Origin of the sequence: Caulobacter sp. CCH9-E1, assembly GCF_001556515.1 — a bacterium.
Classification (GTDB): domain Bacteria; phylum Pseudomonadota; class Alphaproteobacteria; order Caulobacterales; family Caulobacteraceae; genus Caulobacter.
Genome location: NZ_LSJA01000109.1, coordinates 1 through 17,778, shown reverse-complemented (window position 1 = coordinate 17,778; position 17,778 = coordinate 1). Strand labels below are relative to the sequence as shown.

Sequence of the window (17,778 nt, the reverse complement as noted above, 5' to 3'; positions counted from 1 at the left end):
AACGCGAAGGGGCGGATCGAAAGGTCCGCCCCTTTTGCTTGGGGGGTCAGAGCGCCTTGCCCATCCGGATCAGCGGCACGCGGTAGCCGGACGAGGTCTCAGCCTCGAACGGCTCGATGTCGTGATAGCCGCAGGCGCGATACAGCGGGACGCCGCCCATGGTCGCCGCCATCTCGGCGCGCGTGAAGCCTTCGCGCCGCGCCGCGTCCTCGCAGGCGTCGAGGATCATCCGCCCGACGCCCTTCCTTGCGTGATCGGGGTGAGTGTACATCGCCCGCACCCGCGCGGCGTCCTTGGCCGGGTCCAGCAGGGCCGCATCGCGCCCCGCCGAATGGTCGCCGCCGAACAAGGTGGCCCGGCGACTCCAACCACCGCATCCGGCGATCGCGTCTCCGTCCTCGACGACGAAGTAGGTGCCGTCGGCGACCAGCTGAGTGTCCAGCCCCATCACCTCATAGGACGCCTTGACGCCTTCGGGCGGAAGGAAGGCCGGCAGCAGTTCGCCGATCGCGCGGTCCATGAGAGCCGACAGAACCGGCATGTCTTCGGGCCGGGCGAGGCGCAGGCGGAGAGCTCGGGCTGGAAAGGTCATGACGCTCCCATGGGACGACGCGGGGTTGTGAGAAAAACAAGGATTCGGCGAGTCCGCGACGATCTTTCCGCCTCGCCCACCGATCGCTCAAAACCGGCTCCAGGCGCCCAATGGTCAGGCGTCCAACCTGTCAGTCCACGTCTCGACTGAAAACGGATTGCGCCGCGCAGGCCTGGATTTCGAGATACCCCCCGTTCCGGTCAGTACGGCCGGCGCGACGCCGAACGCTGGATCGCCGTTCGGCCAAGGACAAGGGCGGGGATTGATGAGTGGATTGGATTCTGTGACGGCGGGCGGCGTTCTCACGCGTCGGCGTTTCTTCGAAAGCTTGGCCGCGGTCGGCGGCATGTCGCTGGTGCTGTCGGGCATGGAGGCCCTGGGCTTCAGCCAAGCCTCGGCCACCGAGCTGCCGCCCACGCTGGCTGGCGGCGCCAAGAACACCAAGATCGTGATCCTGGGCGCGGGCCTGGCGGGCATGACCGCCGCCTACGAGCTCAGCAAGGCCGGCTATCAGGTGCAGGTGCTGGAGGCCCGATCGTTCGCCGGCGGCCGCTGCCAGACCGCGCGCAAGGGCTTCAAGCACACCGACCTGATCGGCAACACCCAGACCTGCGAGTTCGACGAGGGCCACTACATCAACCACGGTCCGTGGCGCATCCCGTACCACCACCGCTCGACCCTGCACTACACCAAGCAATTCGGCGTGCCGCTGGAAAGCTTCGTCAACGACAACGACGCGTCCTACGTCTATTTCGAGAAGGCCTCGGGCCCGCTGGCCGGCAAGCCGGTGCGCAAGGGCGAGATCGCCGCCGACATCCGCGGCTATACGGCCGAGGTGGTGGCCAAGGCCGCCAGCCAGGGCCAACTCGACGCCCCGCTCTCGGGCCTCGATCGCGAGAAGTTCATCGCCTACCTGGTCAACGAAGGTCGCCTGTCCAAGACGGACCTGACCTACAAGGGCACCGAAGGCCGCGGCTTCTCGGTTCATCCGGGCGCCGGCGTCGACCCGGGGCCTGGCAAGGAGCTGCCGCCGTTCGCCTTCAAGGACGTGCTCGACAGCAACGCCTGGCGCGTCCTGAGCTCGGTCACCGGCTACGAGCAGCAGCGCACCATGCTGCAGCCGATCGGCGGCATGGACCAGATCGCCAAGGGCTTCGAAAAGCACGTCGGGCCGATGATCCGCTACTCGACCGTTGTCGAAAAGATCAAGCAGTCGCCCAGCGGCGTGACCGTCTCGTTCAAGGGCGCGGACGGTAAGGCCGGCGAGGTCACGGCCGACTACTGCCTGTGCACCATCCCGCTCAGCGTGCTGAAGCAGATCGACCTCGACGCCTCGGCGCCGTTCAAGGCCGCGATGGCCGGAGTCTCCTACGCTCCGGTCAACAAGATCGGCCTGCAGATGAAGAACCGCTTCTGGGAAGAGAAGCATCACATCTACGGCGGTCACGTCTATACGGACCTGCCGGGGATCAACTCGATCACCCTGCCCTCGTACGGCTGGCAGGGGCAGAAGGGCGTGCTGCTGGGCTACTACGCCTTCGGCGGCGAGGCGGCCCGGATCAGCGCCAAGACCCCCGCCGACCGCGCCGCCTTCGCGGTGGCCGCCGGCCAGAAGATCTTCCCCGAATACGCCGAGAGCTTCGAGAACGCCTTCTCGTTCAGCTGGCACCTGGCCGAGTACAATCTGGGCGGCTGGGCCGAGTGGAGCCAGACCGGGCGCAAGGAAGCCTATCCAGTTCTCTGCGAGCCCGACGGCCGCCTCTATCTGGCCGGCGAGCACCTGAGCTACCTAGGCGGCTGGCAGGCCGGCGCTATCGAGTCGGCTTGGCAGCAGATCGCCAAGATCCACGCCCGCGTCCAGCAAGCGTAAGAAAGCACCGGGGAAACGTATGACCTTCGCCTATCGTCTCGCCGCCTTGGCGCTCGCTGGCGGGCTCGCCGCTCCGGCGATCGCGTCCGCCGACGGCAAGTCTCTGTTCATGGACAACTGCTCGGCCTGTCACCAAGCCACCGGCAAGGGCGTCAAGGGCGCCTTTCCGCCGCTGGACGGAGCGCCCCTGGTCCAAGGCCCGCCGAAGGTGGTGATCACCACGGTCCTGAATGGTCGCGCGGGCATGCCCGCCTTCAAGGACGACCTGACAGACGCCGATCTGGCGTCCATCCTGACCTATGTGCGCTCGTCGTGGAGCAACAAGGCGTCGGGGATCAAGCCGACCGACGTCGCCGCCGCCCGCGCGGCCGCCAAGGCCCAAGCCAGCGCCCGCGGTCTGCAGGCCCACTAACCTCATCTGAACGGGAGAGACCCATGAAACGCCTTATCGCCCTCGCCGCTGGCCTCTGCGCCCTCGCCGGCGCCGCCCACGCCCAAGACATCGTCCGCGGCGGCGACCCGAAAGCGGCCATCGCCAGCGTCGTCACCGTGCCGGCAGGCTACGACACCATCTACGTCTCGGGCATGACTCCGCCGGTCATCGACGAGAAGGCCACGGGCGTGGCCAAGTTCGGCGACACCAAGACCCAGACCCTGGGCGTGCTGGGCCGCATCGAGGCCGCCCTGAAGAGCCAAGGCGCGACCATGGCCGACGTCGTGATGATGCGCGTCCTGCTCGTCGGCGACCCCGCCAAGGGCGGCAAGATGGACTTCGCCGGCATGATGGAGGGCTACAAGACCTATTTCGGCACCGCGACCCAGCCCAACAAGCCCGCCCGCATCACCAGCCAGATCACCGCGCTGGTCCAAGACGGCATGCTGGTCGAGATCGAGGTCCAGGCCGCGAAGAAGAAGTAAGGCCGTTCTCGCTCTCCCGGCGCGACGCCTCTTCGCGCCGGGAGAGCGGACCAGACGATTTCACCGTCACGCGAAATAATTTCCCTGACAACGTTGTCGGGATCGATTCAAACGTCTATATGGAATTCAGCCCTTTCGGGGGCGTTTCCTCCCAATGACTCGGCCGCCTTCTCCTCCTGGAAGGCGGCCGTTCTTTTTTGGCCTGTCAGGCGGTGAAGACCCGCCCCTCGCGCGTCTCCACGGGCCAGGGCGCGAGCTTGGCCCCGACGCACGGTCCGCCGACGCAGGCGCCCGCCTCCACCGTGAACACCGCGCCATGCCAGGAACAGGCGATCAGGCGGCCGTCAGGGGTCAGGTAGTGGTCGAGCTGCTGCGCCAGCGGCAGGCCGGCGTGCGGGCAGCGATCGACATAGCCGAACACCGCCTCGCCCTTCCGGACCACGAAGCCGTGAAAGCGCTTGTCGCCGATCTGGAGGACATAGTTACGCGCGCCGCCGTCCTTGATCAGGTCCAGCGGTCCCAGATTGACCCCGGCCGGCGTCGCCCAGACACGGCCCGCCGCCGCGTTTTCGTCCGTCAAATCCGCTCGACCGTCTGCTCGATGGCGCCGAAGATCGAATGGCCCTTGGCGTCCTTCATCTCGATGCGGATCGTGTCGCCGCCCAGCAGGAACGGCGTCTTGGGCGCGCCGTGTAGAATGGTCTCGACGGTGCGCAGCTCGGCCAGGCACGAATAGCCCAGACCGCCCTCGCTGACCGGCTTGCCGGGACCGCCGTCGGCGTCGCGGTTGCTGACCGTGCCCGAGCCGACGATCGTGCCGGCGCAGAGGGGCCGGGTCTTGGCGGCGTGCGCCACCAGGGTCCCAAAGTCGAAAGTCATGTCGACGCCGGCGTCGGCGCGACCAAAGTCCTTGCCGTCCAGCTCGACCAGCAGCGCGCCATGCAGCTTGCCGTCCTTCCAGGCCTCGCCCAGCGCGTCAGGGGTCACCGCCACCGGCGAGAAGGCGCTGGCGGGCTTGGACTGCAGGAAGCCAAAGCCCTTCGCCAGTTCGCCGGGGATCAGGTTGCGCAGGGAGACGTCGTTGCAGAGCATGACCAGGCGAATGGCGGACAGGGCCTCCTCGCGGCTGGCGCCCAGCGACACGTCGCCGGTAATTACGGCGATCTCCCCCTCCAGATCGCAGCCCCAGCTGGCGTCGGCCAGCGGGATCGGATCGCGCGGATTGAGGAAGCCGTCGGACGCGCCCTGGTACATCAGCGGATCGGTCCAGAAGCTCTCGGGCATCTCGGCCCCGCGCGCCTTCCGCACCAGCTGCACGTGGTTCACATAGGCCGAGCCGTCCACCCACTGATAGGCGCGCGGCAGCGGGCTGGCGGCGTCGTGCTCGTGGAAACGCTCGCGCGGCACGGCGCCGTGCTCGAGGCTCTCGGCCAGGCCGCGAAGCAGCGGCTCGCAATGGTCCCAATTGTCCAGAGCGGCCTGCAGGGTCGGCGCAACCGTGCCTGCGTCGGTGAACCAGGCCAGGTCGTTGGACACCACCACCAGCCGGCCGTCGCGGCCGCCCTTGAGAGACGCGAGCTTCATCGGCGCTTCCTTCTTGTTGTTGTTACGGCAAGCGAGCCTTGGGGAAGCCCGCCCAGCAGGCGTCATAGTCGTCCTGAAGCGCCGAAGTCTCCAGCGCGAACTTGGTCGGCCGGATCACCCAGCGGCTTTCGAACATGAAGGCCAGGGTTCCGTCGACCTTGTGCGGCGCCAACTCGGCCTCGGTGGCCTTGCGGTGGCTGGCCACGTCGGGGCCGTGATCGCTCATGCAGTTATGCAAAGACGCGCCGCCAGGCACGAAGCCGCCCTCCTTGGCGTCATAGGCGCCATGGACCAGCCCCATGAATTCGCTCATCACGTTGCGGTGGAACCAGGGTGGGCGGAAGGTGTGCTCGGCCACCATCCAGCGCGGCGGGAAGATCACGAAGTCGCAATTGGCGACGCCCGGCGTGTCGCTGGGCGAGGTCAGCACCGTGAAGATCGACGGGTCGGGGTGGTCGTAGCTGACCGTGTTGATCGTGTTGAACCGTGAGAGATCATAGCGGTACGGCGCGAGATTGCCGTGCCAGGCCACCACGTCCAGCGGGCTGTGATCCCAAGCGGCCGCCCACAACGCGCCCTGGAACTTCTGGATCACCTCCGTCGGCGCATCCACGTCCTCGAAGGCGGCCACGGGCGCCTCGAAGTCGCGCGGATTGGCAAGGCCATTGGCGCCGATGGGCCCGAGCTCCGGCAGGCGAAAGGCCGCGCCGTAGTTCTCGCAGACATAGCCGCGCGAGGGTCCGTCGACCTCGACCCGGAAGCGCACGCCGCGCGGGATGACGGCGATGTGGCCTGGGCCGGCGGTCAGCACGCCAAACTCGGTGACCAGGGTCAGCACGCCCTGCTGCGGAACGATCAGGAGCTCACCGTCGGCGTCGTAGAACACCCGCCCCTTCATCGAGGCGTTGGCGAGATAGACGTGAACGCCGATGCCCGACAGCGTCCCGGCGTCGGCGTTGCCGGCCAGGGTGACAAGGCCGTCGACGAAGTCGGTCGGCGCGGCCGGGATTTCCAGCGGGTTCCAGCGCAGGCGGTTGGGGGTCACGGGTTCGCCAAAGGTCGAGACTAGCTTGTTCTGGGCATAAGGCGTGTAAGGCCCGTGCCCGGCGCTGGGCCGCAGGCGGTACAGCCAGCTACGCCGGTTTTCATGACGCGGCGCGGTGAAGGCCGAGCCCGACAGTTGCTCGGCATAGAGGCCGAACGGAACCTTCTGCGGCGAGTTCTGCCCCACCGGCAGGGCGCCGGGATGCGCCTCGGTCTCGAAATAGGAGCCAAAGCCGGTTTGGTAGCGGAGGTCCATCGACGCCCCTCTCAATTTCTTGAGCACAATTACAGTGTCATCCCGGACGGCCTGCAAGGTTAGGCTTGGATCAAGCCTCGACCGTGATCACCCCGCGGCGGATCTGATCCAGCTCGATGCTTTCGAACAGGGCCTGGAAGTTGCCGTTGCCGAAGCCTTCGTTGCCCTTGCGCTGGATGATCTCGAAGAAGATCGGGCCAAACAGGTTCTCGGTGAAGATCTGCAGCAACAGCCCCTCCTCGCCGACGGCGCCGTCGATCAGGATGCGGTTCTTGCGCAGGCGCTCCAGGTCCTCGCCGTGGCCGGGCACGCGCTTGTCGACCAGTTCGTAATAAGTCTCGATCGTGTCCTGCAGCTTCACGCCCCGGGCGCGCAGCTTCTCGACGGTGTCGTAGATATTGTCGGTGGTCAGGGCCAGGTGCTGGATGCCCTCGCCATTGTACTGGCGGATGAACTCCTCGATCTGGCTCTTGTCGTCCTGGCTTTCGTTCAGCGGGATGCGGATGGCCTTGTCGGGCGCGATCATCGCCTGGCTGAACAGGCCGGTCGCCTGGCCCTTGATGTCGAAGTACTTCTGCTCCTCGAAGCCGAAGACCTGGTTGTAGAAGGTCGACCAGGTCCGCATCTGGCCGCGCTTGACGTTGTGGGTCAGGTGGTCCAGCAGGTCGAGCCCGACATTGTTCTTGGCCTCGGCCAGGGCAGCGCCCGGAACCTGCTCCCAGCTGTCATAGATCGTGCCGGCGTCGCCATAGCGGTCGATGAGATAGAGCAAGGACCCGCCGATGCCTTCCAGCACCTTGGCGCCCTCGCCCAGCAGGGAATGGCTGGCGTCGGCGGGCTTGGCGCCGCGCCTGATCGCGTCCGCATAGGCCTGCTCTGCGTCCTCGACCCGGAAGGCCATGCCGTTGGCCGACGGACCATGCTCGGCGCGGAAGTCGGCGACCTGGCCGGCCGGCTCCTCGTTGACGATCAGGTTGATGCGGCCCTGCTTGTAGCGGGTCGCGGCCTTGGTCGGATGCTGGCTGGCGGCGACGAAGCCCAGTTGCTCGATCAGCGCCTTCATGGCGGCCGGATCGGGGCTGGTGAACTCGACGAACTCGAAGCCGTCGAGGCCCAGGGGGTTCTGGTCGGTGACGAGGGTCATGGGCGGCTCTCTCCCTAGAATTCTTATTTCGCCAGCGCCGCCGGCAGAGCGGCGATCAGGGCGTCGTTGTCGGCCGGCCGGCCGATGGTGATCCGGACCCAGCCGCCGGCGACCGGCGTCGGACGGATGATCAGCCCCTCCTGCAACAAACGCGCGGCGGTCGCGTCGGGACCAGCGGGCGCGCGCAGGAAGACGAAATTGGCCTGGCTGCGGGTATGCTCGACGCCCAGGTCGTCCAGCGCCGCCTCGATGCGGCCGCGCTCGGCGATGGTCAGGGCGACGGTGCGGGCTAGGTGCTCGGGATCGTTCCAGGCGGCCAGGGCGGCGGCCTGGCTGACGGCGGTGACGTTGAAAGCCGGCCGCAGGCGGTCGAGATAGCCGACCAGCTCGGCCGACGAGGCGATGCCGTAGCCCACGCGCAGGCCGGCCAGGCCATAGGCCTTGGAGAAGGTGCGGGCCGAGACCCAGGGACCGCCCCAGGCGTCCAGCAGGGCGAAGGTGTCGAAGGCCTCGTGGTACTCGCGATAGGCCTCGTCGACGAAGACCAGGGTCGAACGCGGCGTGACCGACAGGATCTCCTCGATGTCCGAGGCGGTCAGGGCGTTGCCGGTCGGGTTGTTGGGCGTGCACAGCACCAGCAGCTTCGGCCCCTGCGCCGCGGCGGCCTTGAAGGCCGGCACGTCGAGGTCGAAGTTGGCCAGGCGCGGCACATCGACGATCTTGGCCTCGGCGCAGCGGGCGAAGATATCGTAGGCTGGAAAGGTCGGGCTGGACATCAGCAGCGCGTCGCCCGGGTGCAGCACGGCGCGGAACAGATAGTCGATCAACGCCTCGGAACCGGGCGACACGATGATCCTCGAAGGATCGACGCCCAGACGGCCGCCGATCGCGGCGCGCAGCGTCTCGCAATAGGGGTCAGGATAGAGTTCGGGCTCGGCGATCGCGGCCGCGACGGCGGCGGCGACCTTGGGGCTGGCGCCCAGCAGGTTCTCGTTGCTGGCCAACTTGGAGAACTGGGACCGTCCGGTGCGCTTGCCGGCCTCGGCCAGGGTCATGCCGGACTTATAGGCCTGGACGCCCTCGAGAGCCGGCCGCATGGGCGAAGCGGGCGCGGTGGTGACGGGCTTGCGATCCAGGACGAGCATGCGGCCGCTCCAAAAAGACGAGAGCGGGCAGCTTATCGCGGGACTGAAGTCAGAACGTGGCAATCATGACCAGGTTTAACGCCCTCTAGGTCATATCATGCCAATTTTGGCACTTGATCTTCATCAAAGTGATCAGTCCAGATAGTCCAGCGGCAGGGCGGTGGAATCCTTCAGCGTGTCGAGCACGAACGACGAGCGGATGTCCTTCACGGCCGGCATCTTCAAGAGGCGCTTCATGGTGAAGTCGGCATAGGCGTCGAGGTTCGGCACCGCGACCTTCAACAGGTAGTCGTAGCCCCCCGTCATCACGTAGCAGCCGACCACCTCGGGCTCGCGCAGCACCGCCTGCTTGAAGGCCTCGGCGGCTTCCTCGCTATGGCGATCGACCTGCACTTCCACATAGGCCAGCACGTCCAGCTTGGCCTTGCGGCGATCCAGCAGCGCGACATAGCCGCTGATCAGACCCGAGGCCTCCAGTTGCTTGACCCGCCGCAGGCAGGGACTCGGCGACAGCCCTACCCGTTCGGCCAGCTCGACGTTCGAGATCTTGCCGTCCTCCTGCAGGATCTGGAGGATCTTTCGGTCGGCGCGGGTGAGCTTCATCGTGACCGCTTTTCGCCTGTCATTGGCATGAAATGACTGGCTAGCGCGAAAACAACCGCCAGGCGAGACGATAAGCGCGTTACAGCGCCTCGCAATAGAACCGCCCCGGCTCCGGCCCGTCCGGATACAGCGCCTGGAACCGATAGAGCACCAGCACCCACTCCGCCTCTTCCAGGCAGACGCCAAACCGTTGCGCCACCCAGGCCGCCGGGGGCTCCTGGAAGTCGTCGTTGGCCGCGTCGTCGCTCAGGTTCAGCTCCATCGCGGAAACGGGTCCGGCAGCTTGGCCCAGGCTTTGGGGCCGAAACCGAACTGGAGGTCTGATAGCAGGCAGGCGTCGAAGCCTCGCGTCAGGGCCTCGTGGTCCATGTTCTGGCCGATCAGCACGATCTCCTGGCGACGGTCGCCGTGGATCGGCTTCCAGACCTTCTGGATCGCCGCGCGCCAGGCCGGATCTTCGGGCCAGTAGTCTTCAGGCGCGCTGGCCCACCAGCGGCCATGCGGGCCGAACTGTGTGACCGCGCCGGCCTGGCTCCAGCCGCCGACGCGATCATAGCGGGTGGCCAGCCAAACGAAGCCCTTGGATCGGATGACCCCTGGCCACTCACTGTCGAGCCAGGCTTTCAGCTTCTCCGGATGGAACGGCTTGGACGCCCGGTAGACGAAGTGGCTGATGCCGTACTCCTCGGTCTCGGGCAGCACCTCGCCCATCAGCGCCTTCTGCCAGCCCGCCGCGCCTTCGGCCCGAACAGGATCGAACAGGCCGGTGTCCAGCACGTCGTCCAGGGCGACGCCGCCGCGTTCCGAGCGGACGATCCGCGCCTGCGGATTGAAGGTCGCGATGATCGCCTCGAGGCGGCCCAGGTCCTCCGCGGACACCAGGTCGGCCTTGTTCAGCACGATGACGTCGGCGAACTCGATCTGCTCGACCAGCAAGTCGACAACTGTCCGCTCGTCGCCCTCCCCCGCCGTCTCGCCGCGATCGGCGAGGCTGTCGCGCGAGCCATAGTCTCGCAGGAAGTTGAAGGCGTCGACGACCGTGACCATGGTGTCCAGCCGCGCCACGTCCGACAGGCTCTGGTCGGCCTCGTCGCGAAAGTCGAAAGTCGCGGCGACCGGCATCGGCTCGGAGACGCCCGTGGACTCGATCAACAGGTAGTCGAAACGGCGCTCGGCCGCCAAGCGGCGCACCTCCTTGAGCAGGTCGTCGCGTAGGGTGCAGCAGATGCAGCCGTTCGACATCTCGACCAGGGTCTCGTCCGTGCGCGACAGGTTGGCGCCGCCCTCCGCGACCAGAGCCGCGTCGATGTTCACCTCGCTCATGTCGTTGACGATGACCGCGACCTTCTTGCCCTCGCGGTTGGCCAGCACATGGTTCAGAAGCGTGGTCTTACCGGCGCCCAGGAAGCCCGAGAGGACGGTCACGGGCAGACGGCGATCGATACGGCCGGAAGGCTTGGGAGCTTGGACGGTCACGCGCGCCTCTTGCGTTACAATGTAACACCACTAGCGCTTCGCCAAATCCAGCTCAACAGAAATGTTATGTTATAACACTATGGGTGACTAAGGCCTCGAATGCAAAACGCCCCGGAGTCTCCTCCGGGGCGCTTCGGCTATTATCTAGGTCCCCGCTTGGGGTCGCCTCTTCAGTTGGCCAGGCGACGCAGGAAGGACGGGATTTCCAGGTCCTCGCCGTCGTCGGTCTGCGGCGTTTCAACCGGCGCCAGCTGCGGGCGGACGCTCTGGGTCGTGCGAGCCTGCGGCTGCGGGGCCGAGGCCTGCTGCTCGTAGCGTTGACGACCACCGCCGAACATCGAAAGCCAACCGCCTTGCTTCTGCGGACGACGCTCTTCGTAGTAGTTGCTGCTGTCCGAGAACAGCGGCTCTTCGGCGACCTCGTCGACCAGCGGGTCGACGATGCGGTTCACCTGCCGGGCCACGCGCGGTTCCTCGGCGACGGTCGGCTCATCGTAGTAGAGCTCGGCTTCCGGCTCCGACTGGGGCGCGGACATGACGATCTCGGGCTCGGGAGCCGGCGCAGGTTCCGGCGCCGGAGCGAAGGCCGAAGAGAACGCCGTGGAGGGGCGTTCCGCCGGACGCGCGGCTTCATAGCGGGCGGTCGGACGAGCCGGTTCCGGCTGCGGCGCCGGGGCGCGGGCCGTGTCGGCGATCAGCGGCTGGGTCGTGGTGTTGCGGGTGACGGGCTTGGGCTCAATCTGGGCGATCGAGGCGCCGTCCATGCCGGTGGCGACCACGGACACGCGGATCACGCCTTCCAGCGACGGATCGAAGGCCGCGCCGAAGATGATGTTGGCTTCCGGATCGACCTGGTCCGAGATCGCGTTGGCGGCCTCGTCGACTTCCAGCAGGGTCATGTCCATGCCGCCGGTCACGTTGACCAGCACGGCCTTGGCGCCCTTCAGCGAGACTTCGTCCAGCAGCGGGTTGGCGATGGCGTTCTGGGCGGCCATCAGGGCGCGGTCTTCGCCGGCGCCCTCGCCGGTGCCCATCATCGCCTTGCCCATCTCGGTCATGACCGTGCGGACGTCGGCGAAGTCGAGGTTGATCAGGCCCGGCAGGACCATCAGGTCGGTGATCGAGCGGACGCCCGAGTGCAGCACCTGGTCGGCCATGCCGAAGGCTTCGGCGAAGGTCGTGCGCTCGTTGGCGACGCGGAACAGGTTCTGGTTCGGAATGACGATGAGGGTGTCGACGTAGCGCTGCAGCTCCTGGATGCCGCTGTCGGCCAGGCGCATGCGGTGACGGCCTTCGAAGTGGAAGGGCTTGGTCACGACGCCGACGGTCAGGATGCCGCGCTCGCGAGCGCACTTGGCGATGATCGGCGCCGCGCCGGTGCCGGTGCCGCCGCCCATGCCGGCGGTGATGAACACCATGTGCGCGCCATCGAGGTGCTCGCCGATCTCGGGGAAGGACTCTTCCGCGGCGCTCATGCCCACTTCCGGGTGCGCGCCGGCGCCTAGGCCTTGCGTCACTTGCACGCCCAGCTGGATCCGCCGATCGGTCTTGGCGAACTGCAGCTGCTGCGCGTCGGTGTTGGCCACCACGAACTCGACACCCTCGAGGCCCGCCTCGATCATGTTGTTCACGGCGTTACCGCCAGCGCCGCCAACACCAAAGACCACGATGCGCGGCTTCAGCTCGGTCGTACGCGGCGCGGAAAGAGAAATAGCCATGGGACCCTCGCGTCCTTACGCCGAAATCGTCAAATTAGACCTCGGCGACACCCAATCGCCGGGGATGCCTCGACGATCGTGTTAACAGAACAACCACCATCGTTAATCGGCAGTTAACTGCATAATCTGAGTCGGGGTCCGGTCGAGCGCGGCCTTGGGATAAATTGTGGTCTATCAACAGAAAACCCAAGCGAACCAAGGGTCCTGACGGCGTCCACAGACATCTGCGACCGAACGCCGCTGAGTCTCTATTCTGGCGAATAGCCACGCTTTGAGCAGCAAAAAAGGCCCGCCCGAGGTGCTCGGAGGGGCCTTTAAAGTTAAACAGTAGAGTTAATCACGCTTAAGGTTTGAAGGCCGAAGCAGCCTCGACCTAGAGGTTGTCGCGCAGCCAGGCGGCGGCGCGCGAAATGGGGCTGGCGTTCGGATCCAGGGGACGCTTGCGGGCGACGCCGCCGGCCAGGGCCTTCGACGAGACGGCTTCGCGCGGACCAAAGGCCGTGCGGTGCAGCGTGCCGGCGGCGGCGCAGAAGGCCGGGCCGGAGGCGGCGTCGGCCAAGTGGGGCACGCGACGCGGACGGCCCAGGCGCACCGGGCGATCGAACACGCGCACGGCCACTTCGCGCACCCCGGCCAGCTGGCTGGCGCCGCCGGTCAGGACGATGCCCGCGCCCGGCTCGACCGGCGCGCCAGAGGCCTTCAGGCGTTCGCGCAACAGTTCCAGCGTCTCCTCGACGCGCGGCTGGATGATGCCCTTGAGCAAGCTGCGCGGGGCGATCACCGGACCCGCGCCCGGATCGTCGCCGCGCGGCGGCGCCTCGATCATCTCGCGATCCTCGTTGGCCGAGGCGATGGCGCTGCCGTGCAGGGTCTTGATGCGCTCGGCGCCGACCACTGAGGTCTGCAGGCCGCGCGCGATGTCCTGCGTGACGTGCCCGCCGCCGACGGCCAAGCTGTCGACGTGGCAGAGCGCGCCGTTGTTGAACACCGCCACCGAGGTCGAGCCGCCCCCCATGTCGATGCAGACGGCGCCCAGGTCCATCTCGTCCTCTTCCAGGGCCGCCAGGGCCGAGGCGAACGGCGCGGCGACGATGCCCTCGAACGACAGGTGAGCGCGTTCGACGCAGTGAGCCAGGGTGTGGAAGATGTTCTCGTTGACCGAGACGACCAGCAGCTCCAGTCCCAGCGAGCGTCCGAACATGGCGCGCGGGTCGCGGATGCCGCGCTGGCCGTCGACCGACCAGGCGATCGGCAGCAGGTGGATCGGCTTGCGGCCCGGAATGCGAACCTGGGCCAGGGCCGAAGCGATGGCGCGCGACAGGTCGCCGTCCGAGATCGGGCGGGCGCCCAGCGAGACCTGGGCGTGGACGCGGTGGCTGGCCAGCTGGCCGCCAGCGGTGCAGACGCTGACGCCCTGGACGTTGACGCCGGCCACGGTCTCGGCGCGCTCGACGGCTTGAGCGATCGCCTGGGCGGCCTCGTCCAGATTGACGATCGCGCCGCCGCGCACGCCGCGCGACTGGACATAGCCGACGCCCGAGGTCGTCAGGGTGCGGTGCTCGCGGTGGATGCCGTCGGGCTTCATGATGAAGCACGTCACCTTGGACGCGCCCAGGTCGACGGCCGCGATGGCGGGCTGGCGCACAAGCGTCGCCTTCAGGCCCTCGCGAGCCTGTTTCCGGTCCTCCATTCGCGACATCGCTATCGTCACCTCAGCCCATCAACCACATTACGCCCCGTTCGCCGCGGGCTGCCCAGGCAGCGCGGCGTCACGAGGTCTCACAGCCACCATTTCGGGGTCGCGCAGATCGATCCGCGCGAAACCCATGTCGAGGATTCTCTGCCGCTGGTCGAGCTGATCCAATTGAATCAGCGCGGATTCTTCGTCAATGGCCGGAAGCTGGATCAGCGATCCGTCCTTCAACCGAAGATCCCAGCGGCGGTCGTCCACCCGCACCATCGCCTCGAGCCGATCCCGAAGGCGCGGACGCGAGGCCACCGCCGGCAGGATCAGGCCCGCGGCCTGGTCGGCGCCCTGCCCCACCACCAGCGGCAGCTGGGGGAAGCGCGCGGGGTCCGCCTCGTTGATCACCCGCCCCTCGGCGTCGATCACCTTCATCCGGCCCTGGTTCTGCCAGACCGCCAAAGCCGGCCGCTCCTGGACGGAGATCAGCACGGTGTCGGGCAGCATCCGCACCACCTGGACGTCCTTGACCCAGCCCACGCCCTGCACCCGCTGGCGGACGCCCGCCAGGTCCATGCCCAGCGTCGGCTGGTCGAGGTAAAGGCCCGAGGCCTTCAGGATGTCAGCCTGGGCGGTCGAAGACGCCCCACGGATGTGGACGGTCTTCAGCTTGAACCCGGCGGAAGCGAACGCGCCGTCGACGCCATGCGCCATCGCCGCGCCGATACGCTCGGCGCGGTGCCCTGTGGCCAACATCACCACCAATCCGAGACCCAAGGCCGCGCCCGCGACGCTAAGGGCGACCGTGGGCGAGAGGCCCACGCCCTTGGCGGCGTGCAGCTTGGCGGCCGGCTGAGCGCCACGCGGCGCGCCCCGACCCTTGCTCGGACTTGCGGGCGCTTCGGCCCGGGGTCGCCTAGGCTTAGGCGGTCCCCCCCGCGTTACGGCGGGCATAAGCGTCCTCCACGATCCATAGAACCAACTGATCAAACGGAATCCCGACGTGGGCGGCCTGCTCGGGTGCGAGCGAGGTCGGAGTCATGCCGGGCTGCGTATTGACCTCTAGAAGGACCAGAATGTCGTTAATGTCGTCATAACGAAGGTCGGACCGAGTCACACTTCGACAACCAAGAGCGGTATGCGCCAATTCCGCCATCCGCATGGCGCGATCCCTTACGCCATCAGGGATTGGGGCCGGCAGGACGTGGATCGAGCCGCCTTCCGAGTACTTGGCCTCGTAGTCATAAAAACCTGTGGATGCACGAATATCGGTAACCGCGAGGGCTCTGGGACCATTCGCCTCACCCATCACCGCGACCGCCAGTTCGAGGCCTCGGACATAGGGCTCGACCATGACCTCCTCGCCATAAGTCCAGCTTGGCGAAGCGAGTTCTTCCGGCGGACGGTTGGCGCCTTCCTTGACGATGAAGACGCCGACCGAGGAGCCCTCGGCGTTCGGCTTGACCACGTAGGGCGGTGGAAGGACGTGGTCGCGGGCGACGTCATGACGGTTGAACAGGCCGCCGCCGGGGACGATCACGCCGGCCGCCGCCAGCACGGCCTTGGCCTTGGCCTTGTCCATCGCCAGGGCCGAGGCCAGCACGCCGGAGTGGGTGTAGGGCAGCTTCAGCGTCTCGAGCACGCCCTGGACGCAGCCGTCCTCGCCCCATTCGCCGTGCAAGGCGTTGAAGACGAGATCGGGCTTGGCCGCCGTCAGCACCTGGGCGATGTCGGGCCCGGCGTCGATCCGCGTGACCTTGGCCCCCAGCCGTTCCAGCGCGTCGGCGCAGGCGGCGCCCGAGACCAGGCTGACCTTGCGTTCCGACGAGGGCCCGCCCAGCAGGACGGCGATGTGGCGGCCGGAGAGGGGCTGGTCGGTCATGGGGCGCTCTAAGAAGCCCTCCCCCTCGATGGGGGAGGGTTGGGTGGGGGGTGATCGCGCCGCGTCGGACGCCTTACCGCCCTTCCTAGAGAGGCGGACAGGCCGTGCCAACACCCCCATCCCTGCCCTTCCCCCATCAAAGGGGGAAGGGAGAGCCAAGTTGTGGACGCTTAGTGCGACGCCGCCGGAGCCGCAGCCTTCAGCGCGCGGAAGTCGATGTCGCTGTCGGCGACCAGGTAGATCAGGCTGGTCCAGGCGGCGACGTTCTGGGCCAGTTGCAGCGGATCGACCTTGTTCAGCGTGTCGTCGGCGGTGTGGTGGTAGTCGAAGTAGCGGCTGGCGTCCTGCTCCAGCGCGAAGGACGGGACCCCGGCCTGCTCCAGGCCCGCGATATCGGCGCCGCCATGGGTGGCGGGCTGACGGCTCACATAGATCTTCAGCGGCGCCAGCACGTTGGCGGCGGTCGTCGCCAGCGGATGGCCGAGAGCGCCGGCCGGCAGGTTCAGCGCGTAGATGCGATCGGCGCCGCTGTCGCTTTCGCCGGCCAGGACGAACTTGGAGACCTCGTCCTTGTGCGCGGCCAGATAGGCCTCGGACGAGCCGCCGCTTTCCTCCGAGCCCCACATCACGACGCGGATCGTGCGCTTGGGACGCTTGGGCAGGTCGCCGATCAGCTTGGCGGCGGCCGTGGTGATGCCGATGCCCGTGGCGTCGTCCAGCGCGCCGGTGCCGACGTCCCAGCTATCCAGGTGGCCGCCGATCACGATCATCTCGTCGGGCTTTTCCGAGCCCTTGATGTCGCCCGAGATGTTCCAGGCCACGTCGTTCGGATCGGTGGTCGAGGCCAGCTTCAGCTTGATGCGCAGCGGGCCCTTCTTGGCCAGGCGCTCCAGCTGCTCGGCCTCGGGCACGCCCATGGCGGCGGCCGGAATGGTGACGACCTGGTCGCCAAAGGCGGTCATGCCAGTGTGCGGCACGGTGGAGTCAGAGGTCGAGACCGAGCGGATCAGCAGGGCCACCGCCCCGCGCTTGGCGGCCTCGACCGGACCGGCGCGGCGCGAGATCCCCGCCACGCCATAGCCCGAGCCGTCCTGGGCGCGGACCATCGGCTGGGTGATGACGGCGATCTTGCCCTTCAGCGCGCCCTCGGGGGCGGCGATCATCTCGGCGTAGGTGCGGAACAGGGCGACCTCGGCCTCGATCCCGGCGGGCGGGGTCGGCACGGTGCGGCCCAGACCCACGATGTCCAGCTTCATCGGATAGGGCGCGACCAGCTGGGCGCTCTCCTCGCCGCGCGTCCAGGACGGCTTGGCGAATTCCTCGACCTTGATGTTGGTGAAGCCCAGAGCCTTGAACTTGGCGACGGCCCAGTCCTTGGCGCGCTCCATGGCCGGCGAGCCCACGACGCGCGGGCCGATGGTGGTGGTCAGGTCCTCGGTGATGTCCCAGGCGGTGCGGTCCAGCAGGGCCTTGTCGCGCAGGGTTTCGGCGGTCTTGACGTCTTGAGCGTGGGCGGCGCCCGACAGGAGGGCGAAAACGGCCGAGGCGGCCAGTAAGCGACGATACATGAGCAAAGACTCTCCCCAATGGCGCGGGAGTCATAGCACCGGTTCGCGCCGCGGGGAGTCAGCAATGGGGCGAGGGACGTGAAAGGCCTCGCTTGGCCAGGAACTGTGCAGGCGCGCGACTTCGCCGCTTCACGCGGCGGGCCGCTGAAGGGATGGAAGGGGATGCGGAGCGCCCGGACATTCGTCCGGAGTGTGAGTAGTGATTACCGTTTCGACGAAGCCAGACGCTCCGCGTGGTTCGTTATCCGGTGAGCCTTCGACGCGCGGGGTTTTAACCCGCTTCCGAAAGAGGCC

At 67.4% G+C, this 17,778-nt stretch carries 18 protein-coding genes; 3 read left to right on the top strand and 15 right to left on the bottom strand.

Features of this window, described 5'->3' with window-relative positions:
• Positions 1-46: 46 nt before the first annotated feature.
• On the bottom strand, positions 47-592 hold the full coding sequence (locus tag AX690_RS06925; protein ID WP_066686067.1) for a GNAT family N-acetyltransferase: 546 nt from the start codon (positions 590-592) through the stop codon (positions 47-49).
• A 265-nt stretch (positions 593-857) separates the two neighbouring features.
• Between AX690_RS06925 and AX690_RS06920 the strand changes: the two genes are divergently transcribed.
• From AX690_RS06920 to AX690_RS06910, 3 genes are read left to right on the top strand one after another with little or no spacing between them, the layout of a single operon-like run.
• Positions 858-2,462 (top strand): flavin monoamine oxidase family protein, encoded by a 1,605-nt coding sequence (locus tag AX690_RS06920; RefSeq protein ID WP_066686069.1) that lies wholly within the window; start codon positions 858-860, stop codon positions 2,460-2,462.
• A gap of 19 nt (positions 2,463-2,481) precedes the next feature.
• Entirely contained in the window at positions 2,482-2,874 is a 393-nt protein-coding gene (locus AX690_RS06915) for a cytochrome c (RefSeq protein ID WP_066686071.1), read from the top strand.
• A gap of 23 nt (positions 2,875-2,897) precedes the next feature.
• Positions 2,898-3,380, top strand: a complete 483-nt coding sequence (locus AX690_RS06910) for a RidA family protein (protein WP_066686073.1) — start codon at positions 2,898-2,900, stop codon at positions 3,378-3,380.
• Positions 3,381-3,585: 205 nt separating this feature from the next.
• On the opposite strand, the gene AX690_RS06905 is transcribed toward AX690_RS06910, so the two are convergent.
• The 14 genes from AX690_RS06905 to AX690_RS06845 all read right to left on the bottom strand — a co-directional run bounded on the left by AX690_RS06905 (position 3,586) and on the right by AX690_RS06845 (position 17,490).
• Positions 3,586-3,960 carry a Rieske (2Fe-2S) protein gene (locus tag AX690_RS06905; RefSeq protein ID WP_066686074.1) on the bottom strand — a complete coding sequence of 125 codons (375 nt, stop codon included), beginning with the start codon at positions 3,958-3,960 and terminating at the stop codon, positions 3,586-3,588.
• Positions 3,957-4,964 carry a fumarylacetoacetate hydrolase family protein gene (locus AX690_RS06900; protein ID WP_066686075.1) on the bottom strand — a complete coding sequence of 336 codons (1,008 nt, stop codon included), beginning with the start codon at positions 4,962-4,964 and terminating at the stop codon, positions 3,957-3,959. The genes AX690_RS06905 and AX690_RS06900 overlap by 4 nt, the downstream gene beginning before the upstream one ends.
• 22 nt (positions 4,965-4,986) lie before the next feature.
• On the bottom strand, positions 4,987-6,264 hold the full coding sequence (hmgA, locus tag AX690_RS06895) for a homogentisate 1,2-dioxygenase (RefSeq protein ID WP_066686076.1): 1,278 nt from the start codon (positions 6,262-6,264) through the stop codon (positions 4,987-4,989).
• Positions 6,265-6,334: 70 nt separating this feature from the next.
• Positions 6,335-7,408: a 4-hydroxyphenylpyruvate dioxygenase gene (gene hppD / locus AX690_RS06890; protein ID WP_066686077.1), complete on the bottom strand. Its 1,074-nt coding sequence runs from the start codon at positions 7,406-7,408 to the stop codon at positions 6,335-6,337.
• Positions 7,409-7,431: 23 nt separating this feature from the next.
• Entirely contained in the window at positions 7,432-8,553 is a 1,122-nt protein-coding gene (gene hisC / locus AX690_RS06885; protein ID WP_066686078.1) for a histidinol-phosphate transaminase, read from the bottom strand.
• A gap of 132 nt (positions 8,554-8,685) precedes the next feature.
• Positions 8,686-9,156 (bottom strand): Lrp/AsnC family transcriptional regulator, encoded by a 471-nt coding sequence (locus AX690_RS06880; RefSeq protein ID WP_066686080.1) that lies wholly within the window; start codon positions 9,154-9,156, stop codon positions 8,686-8,688.
• Positions 9,157-9,235: 79 nt separating this feature from the next.
• A complete protein-coding gene (locus AX690_RS06875; RefSeq protein ID WP_066686082.1) occupies positions 9,236-9,418 on the bottom strand; it encodes a hypothetical protein in 183 nt (60 codons plus the stop codon).
• On the bottom strand, positions 9,409-10,632 hold the full coding sequence (zigA, locus tag AX690_RS06870; RefSeq protein ID WP_082769541.1) for a zinc metallochaperone GTPase ZigA: 1,224 nt from the start codon (positions 10,630-10,632) through the stop codon (positions 9,409-9,411). Before zigA ends, AX690_RS06875 begins: the two co-directional genes overlap by 10 nt.
• Before the next feature lie 170 nt (positions 10,633-10,802).
• A complete protein-coding gene (gene ftsZ, locus AX690_RS06865) occupies positions 10,803-12,350 on the bottom strand; it encodes a cell division protein FtsZ (RefSeq protein ID WP_066686083.1) in 1,548 nt (515 codons plus the stop codon).
• A 34-nt stretch (positions 12,351-12,384) separates the two neighbouring features.
• The gene (locus AX690_RS22785) at positions 12,385-12,450 is read right to left on the bottom strand and encodes a hypothetical protein (RefSeq protein WP_024265820.1); all 66 of its coding nucleotides are present in this window, start codon (positions 12,448-12,450) and stop codon (positions 12,385-12,387) included.
• A 273-nt stretch (positions 12,451-12,723) separates the two neighbouring features.
• Complete coding sequence (gene ftsA / locus AX690_RS06860) at positions 12,724-14,049, bottom strand: cell division protein FtsA (protein WP_013078317.1); 1,326 nt, start codon at positions 14,047-14,049, stop codon at positions 12,724-12,726.
• 30 nt (positions 14,050-14,079) lie between these two features.
• Positions 14,080-14,988 (bottom strand): cell division protein FtsQ, encoded by a 909-nt coding sequence (gene ftsQ, locus AX690_RS06855; protein ID WP_066686084.1) that lies wholly within the window; start codon positions 14,986-14,988, stop codon positions 14,080-14,082.
• Complete coding sequence (locus tag AX690_RS06850) at positions 14,957-15,916, bottom strand: D-alanine--D-alanine ligase (protein WP_066686085.1); 960 nt, start codon at positions 15,914-15,916, stop codon at positions 14,957-14,959. The genes ftsQ and AX690_RS06850 overlap by 32 nt, the downstream gene beginning before the upstream one ends.
• Positions 15,917-16,086: 170 nt before the next feature.
• Positions 16,087-17,490, bottom strand: a complete 1,404-nt coding sequence (locus tag AX690_RS06845) for a M28 family peptidase (protein WP_066681123.1) — start codon at positions 17,488-17,490, stop codon at positions 16,087-16,089.
• Between the last annotated feature and the right edge of the window lie 288 nt (positions 17,491-17,778).

Coding starts and splice junctions, on each gene's coding strand:
- hmgA (WP_066686076.1), bottom strand. CDS start 6,264: ATGGACCTCCGCTACCAAACCGGCTTTGGCTCCTATTTCGAGACCGAG.
- AX690_RS06875 (WP_066686082.1), bottom strand. CDS start 9,418: ATGGAGCTGAACCTGAGCGACGACGCGGCCAACGACGACTTCCAGGAG.
- hppD (WP_066686077.1), bottom strand. CDS start 7,408: ATGACCCTCGTCACCGACCAGAACCCCCTGGGCCTCGACGGCTTCGAG.
- AX690_RS06925 (WP_066686067.1), bottom strand. CDS start 592: ATGACCTTTCCAGCCCGAGCTCTCCGCCTGCGCCTCGCCCGGCCCGAA.
- ftsA (WP_013078317.1), bottom strand. CDS start 14,049: ATGTCGCGAATGGAGGACCGGAAACAGGCTCGCGAGGGCCTGAAGGCG.
- AX690_RS06880 (WP_066686080.1), bottom strand. CDS start 9,156: ATGAAGCTCACCCGCGCCGACCGAAAGATCCTCCAGATCCTGCAGGAG.
- AX690_RS06910 (WP_066686073.1), top strand. CDS start 2,898: ATGAAACGCCTTATCGCCCTCGCCGCTGGCCTCTGCGCCCTCGCCGGC.
- ftsZ (WP_066686083.1), bottom strand. CDS start 12,350: ATGGCTATTTCTCTTTCCGCGCCGCGTACGACCGAGCTGAAGCCGCGC.
- AX690_RS06900 (WP_066686075.1), bottom strand. CDS start 4,964: ATGAAGCTCGCGTCTCTCAAGGGCGGCCGCGACGGCCGGCTGGTGGTG.
- AX690_RS06850 (WP_066686085.1), bottom strand. CDS start 15,916: ATGACCGACCAGCCCCTCTCCGGCCGCCACATCGCCGTCCTGCTGGGC.
- AX690_RS06915 (WP_066686071.1), top strand. CDS start 2,482: ATGACCTTCGCCTATCGTCTCGCCGCCTTGGCGCTCGCTGGCGGGCTC.
- ftsQ (WP_066686084.1), bottom strand. CDS start 14,988: ATGCCCGCCGTAACGCGGGGGGGACCGCCTAAGCCTAGGCGACCCCGG.
- AX690_RS06920 (WP_066686069.1), top strand. CDS start 858: ATGAGTGGATTGGATTCTGTGACGGCGGGCGGCGTTCTCACGCGTCGG.
- hisC (WP_066686078.1), bottom strand. CDS start 8,553: ATGCTCGTCCTGGATCGCAAGCCCGTCACCACCGCGCCCGCTTCGCCC.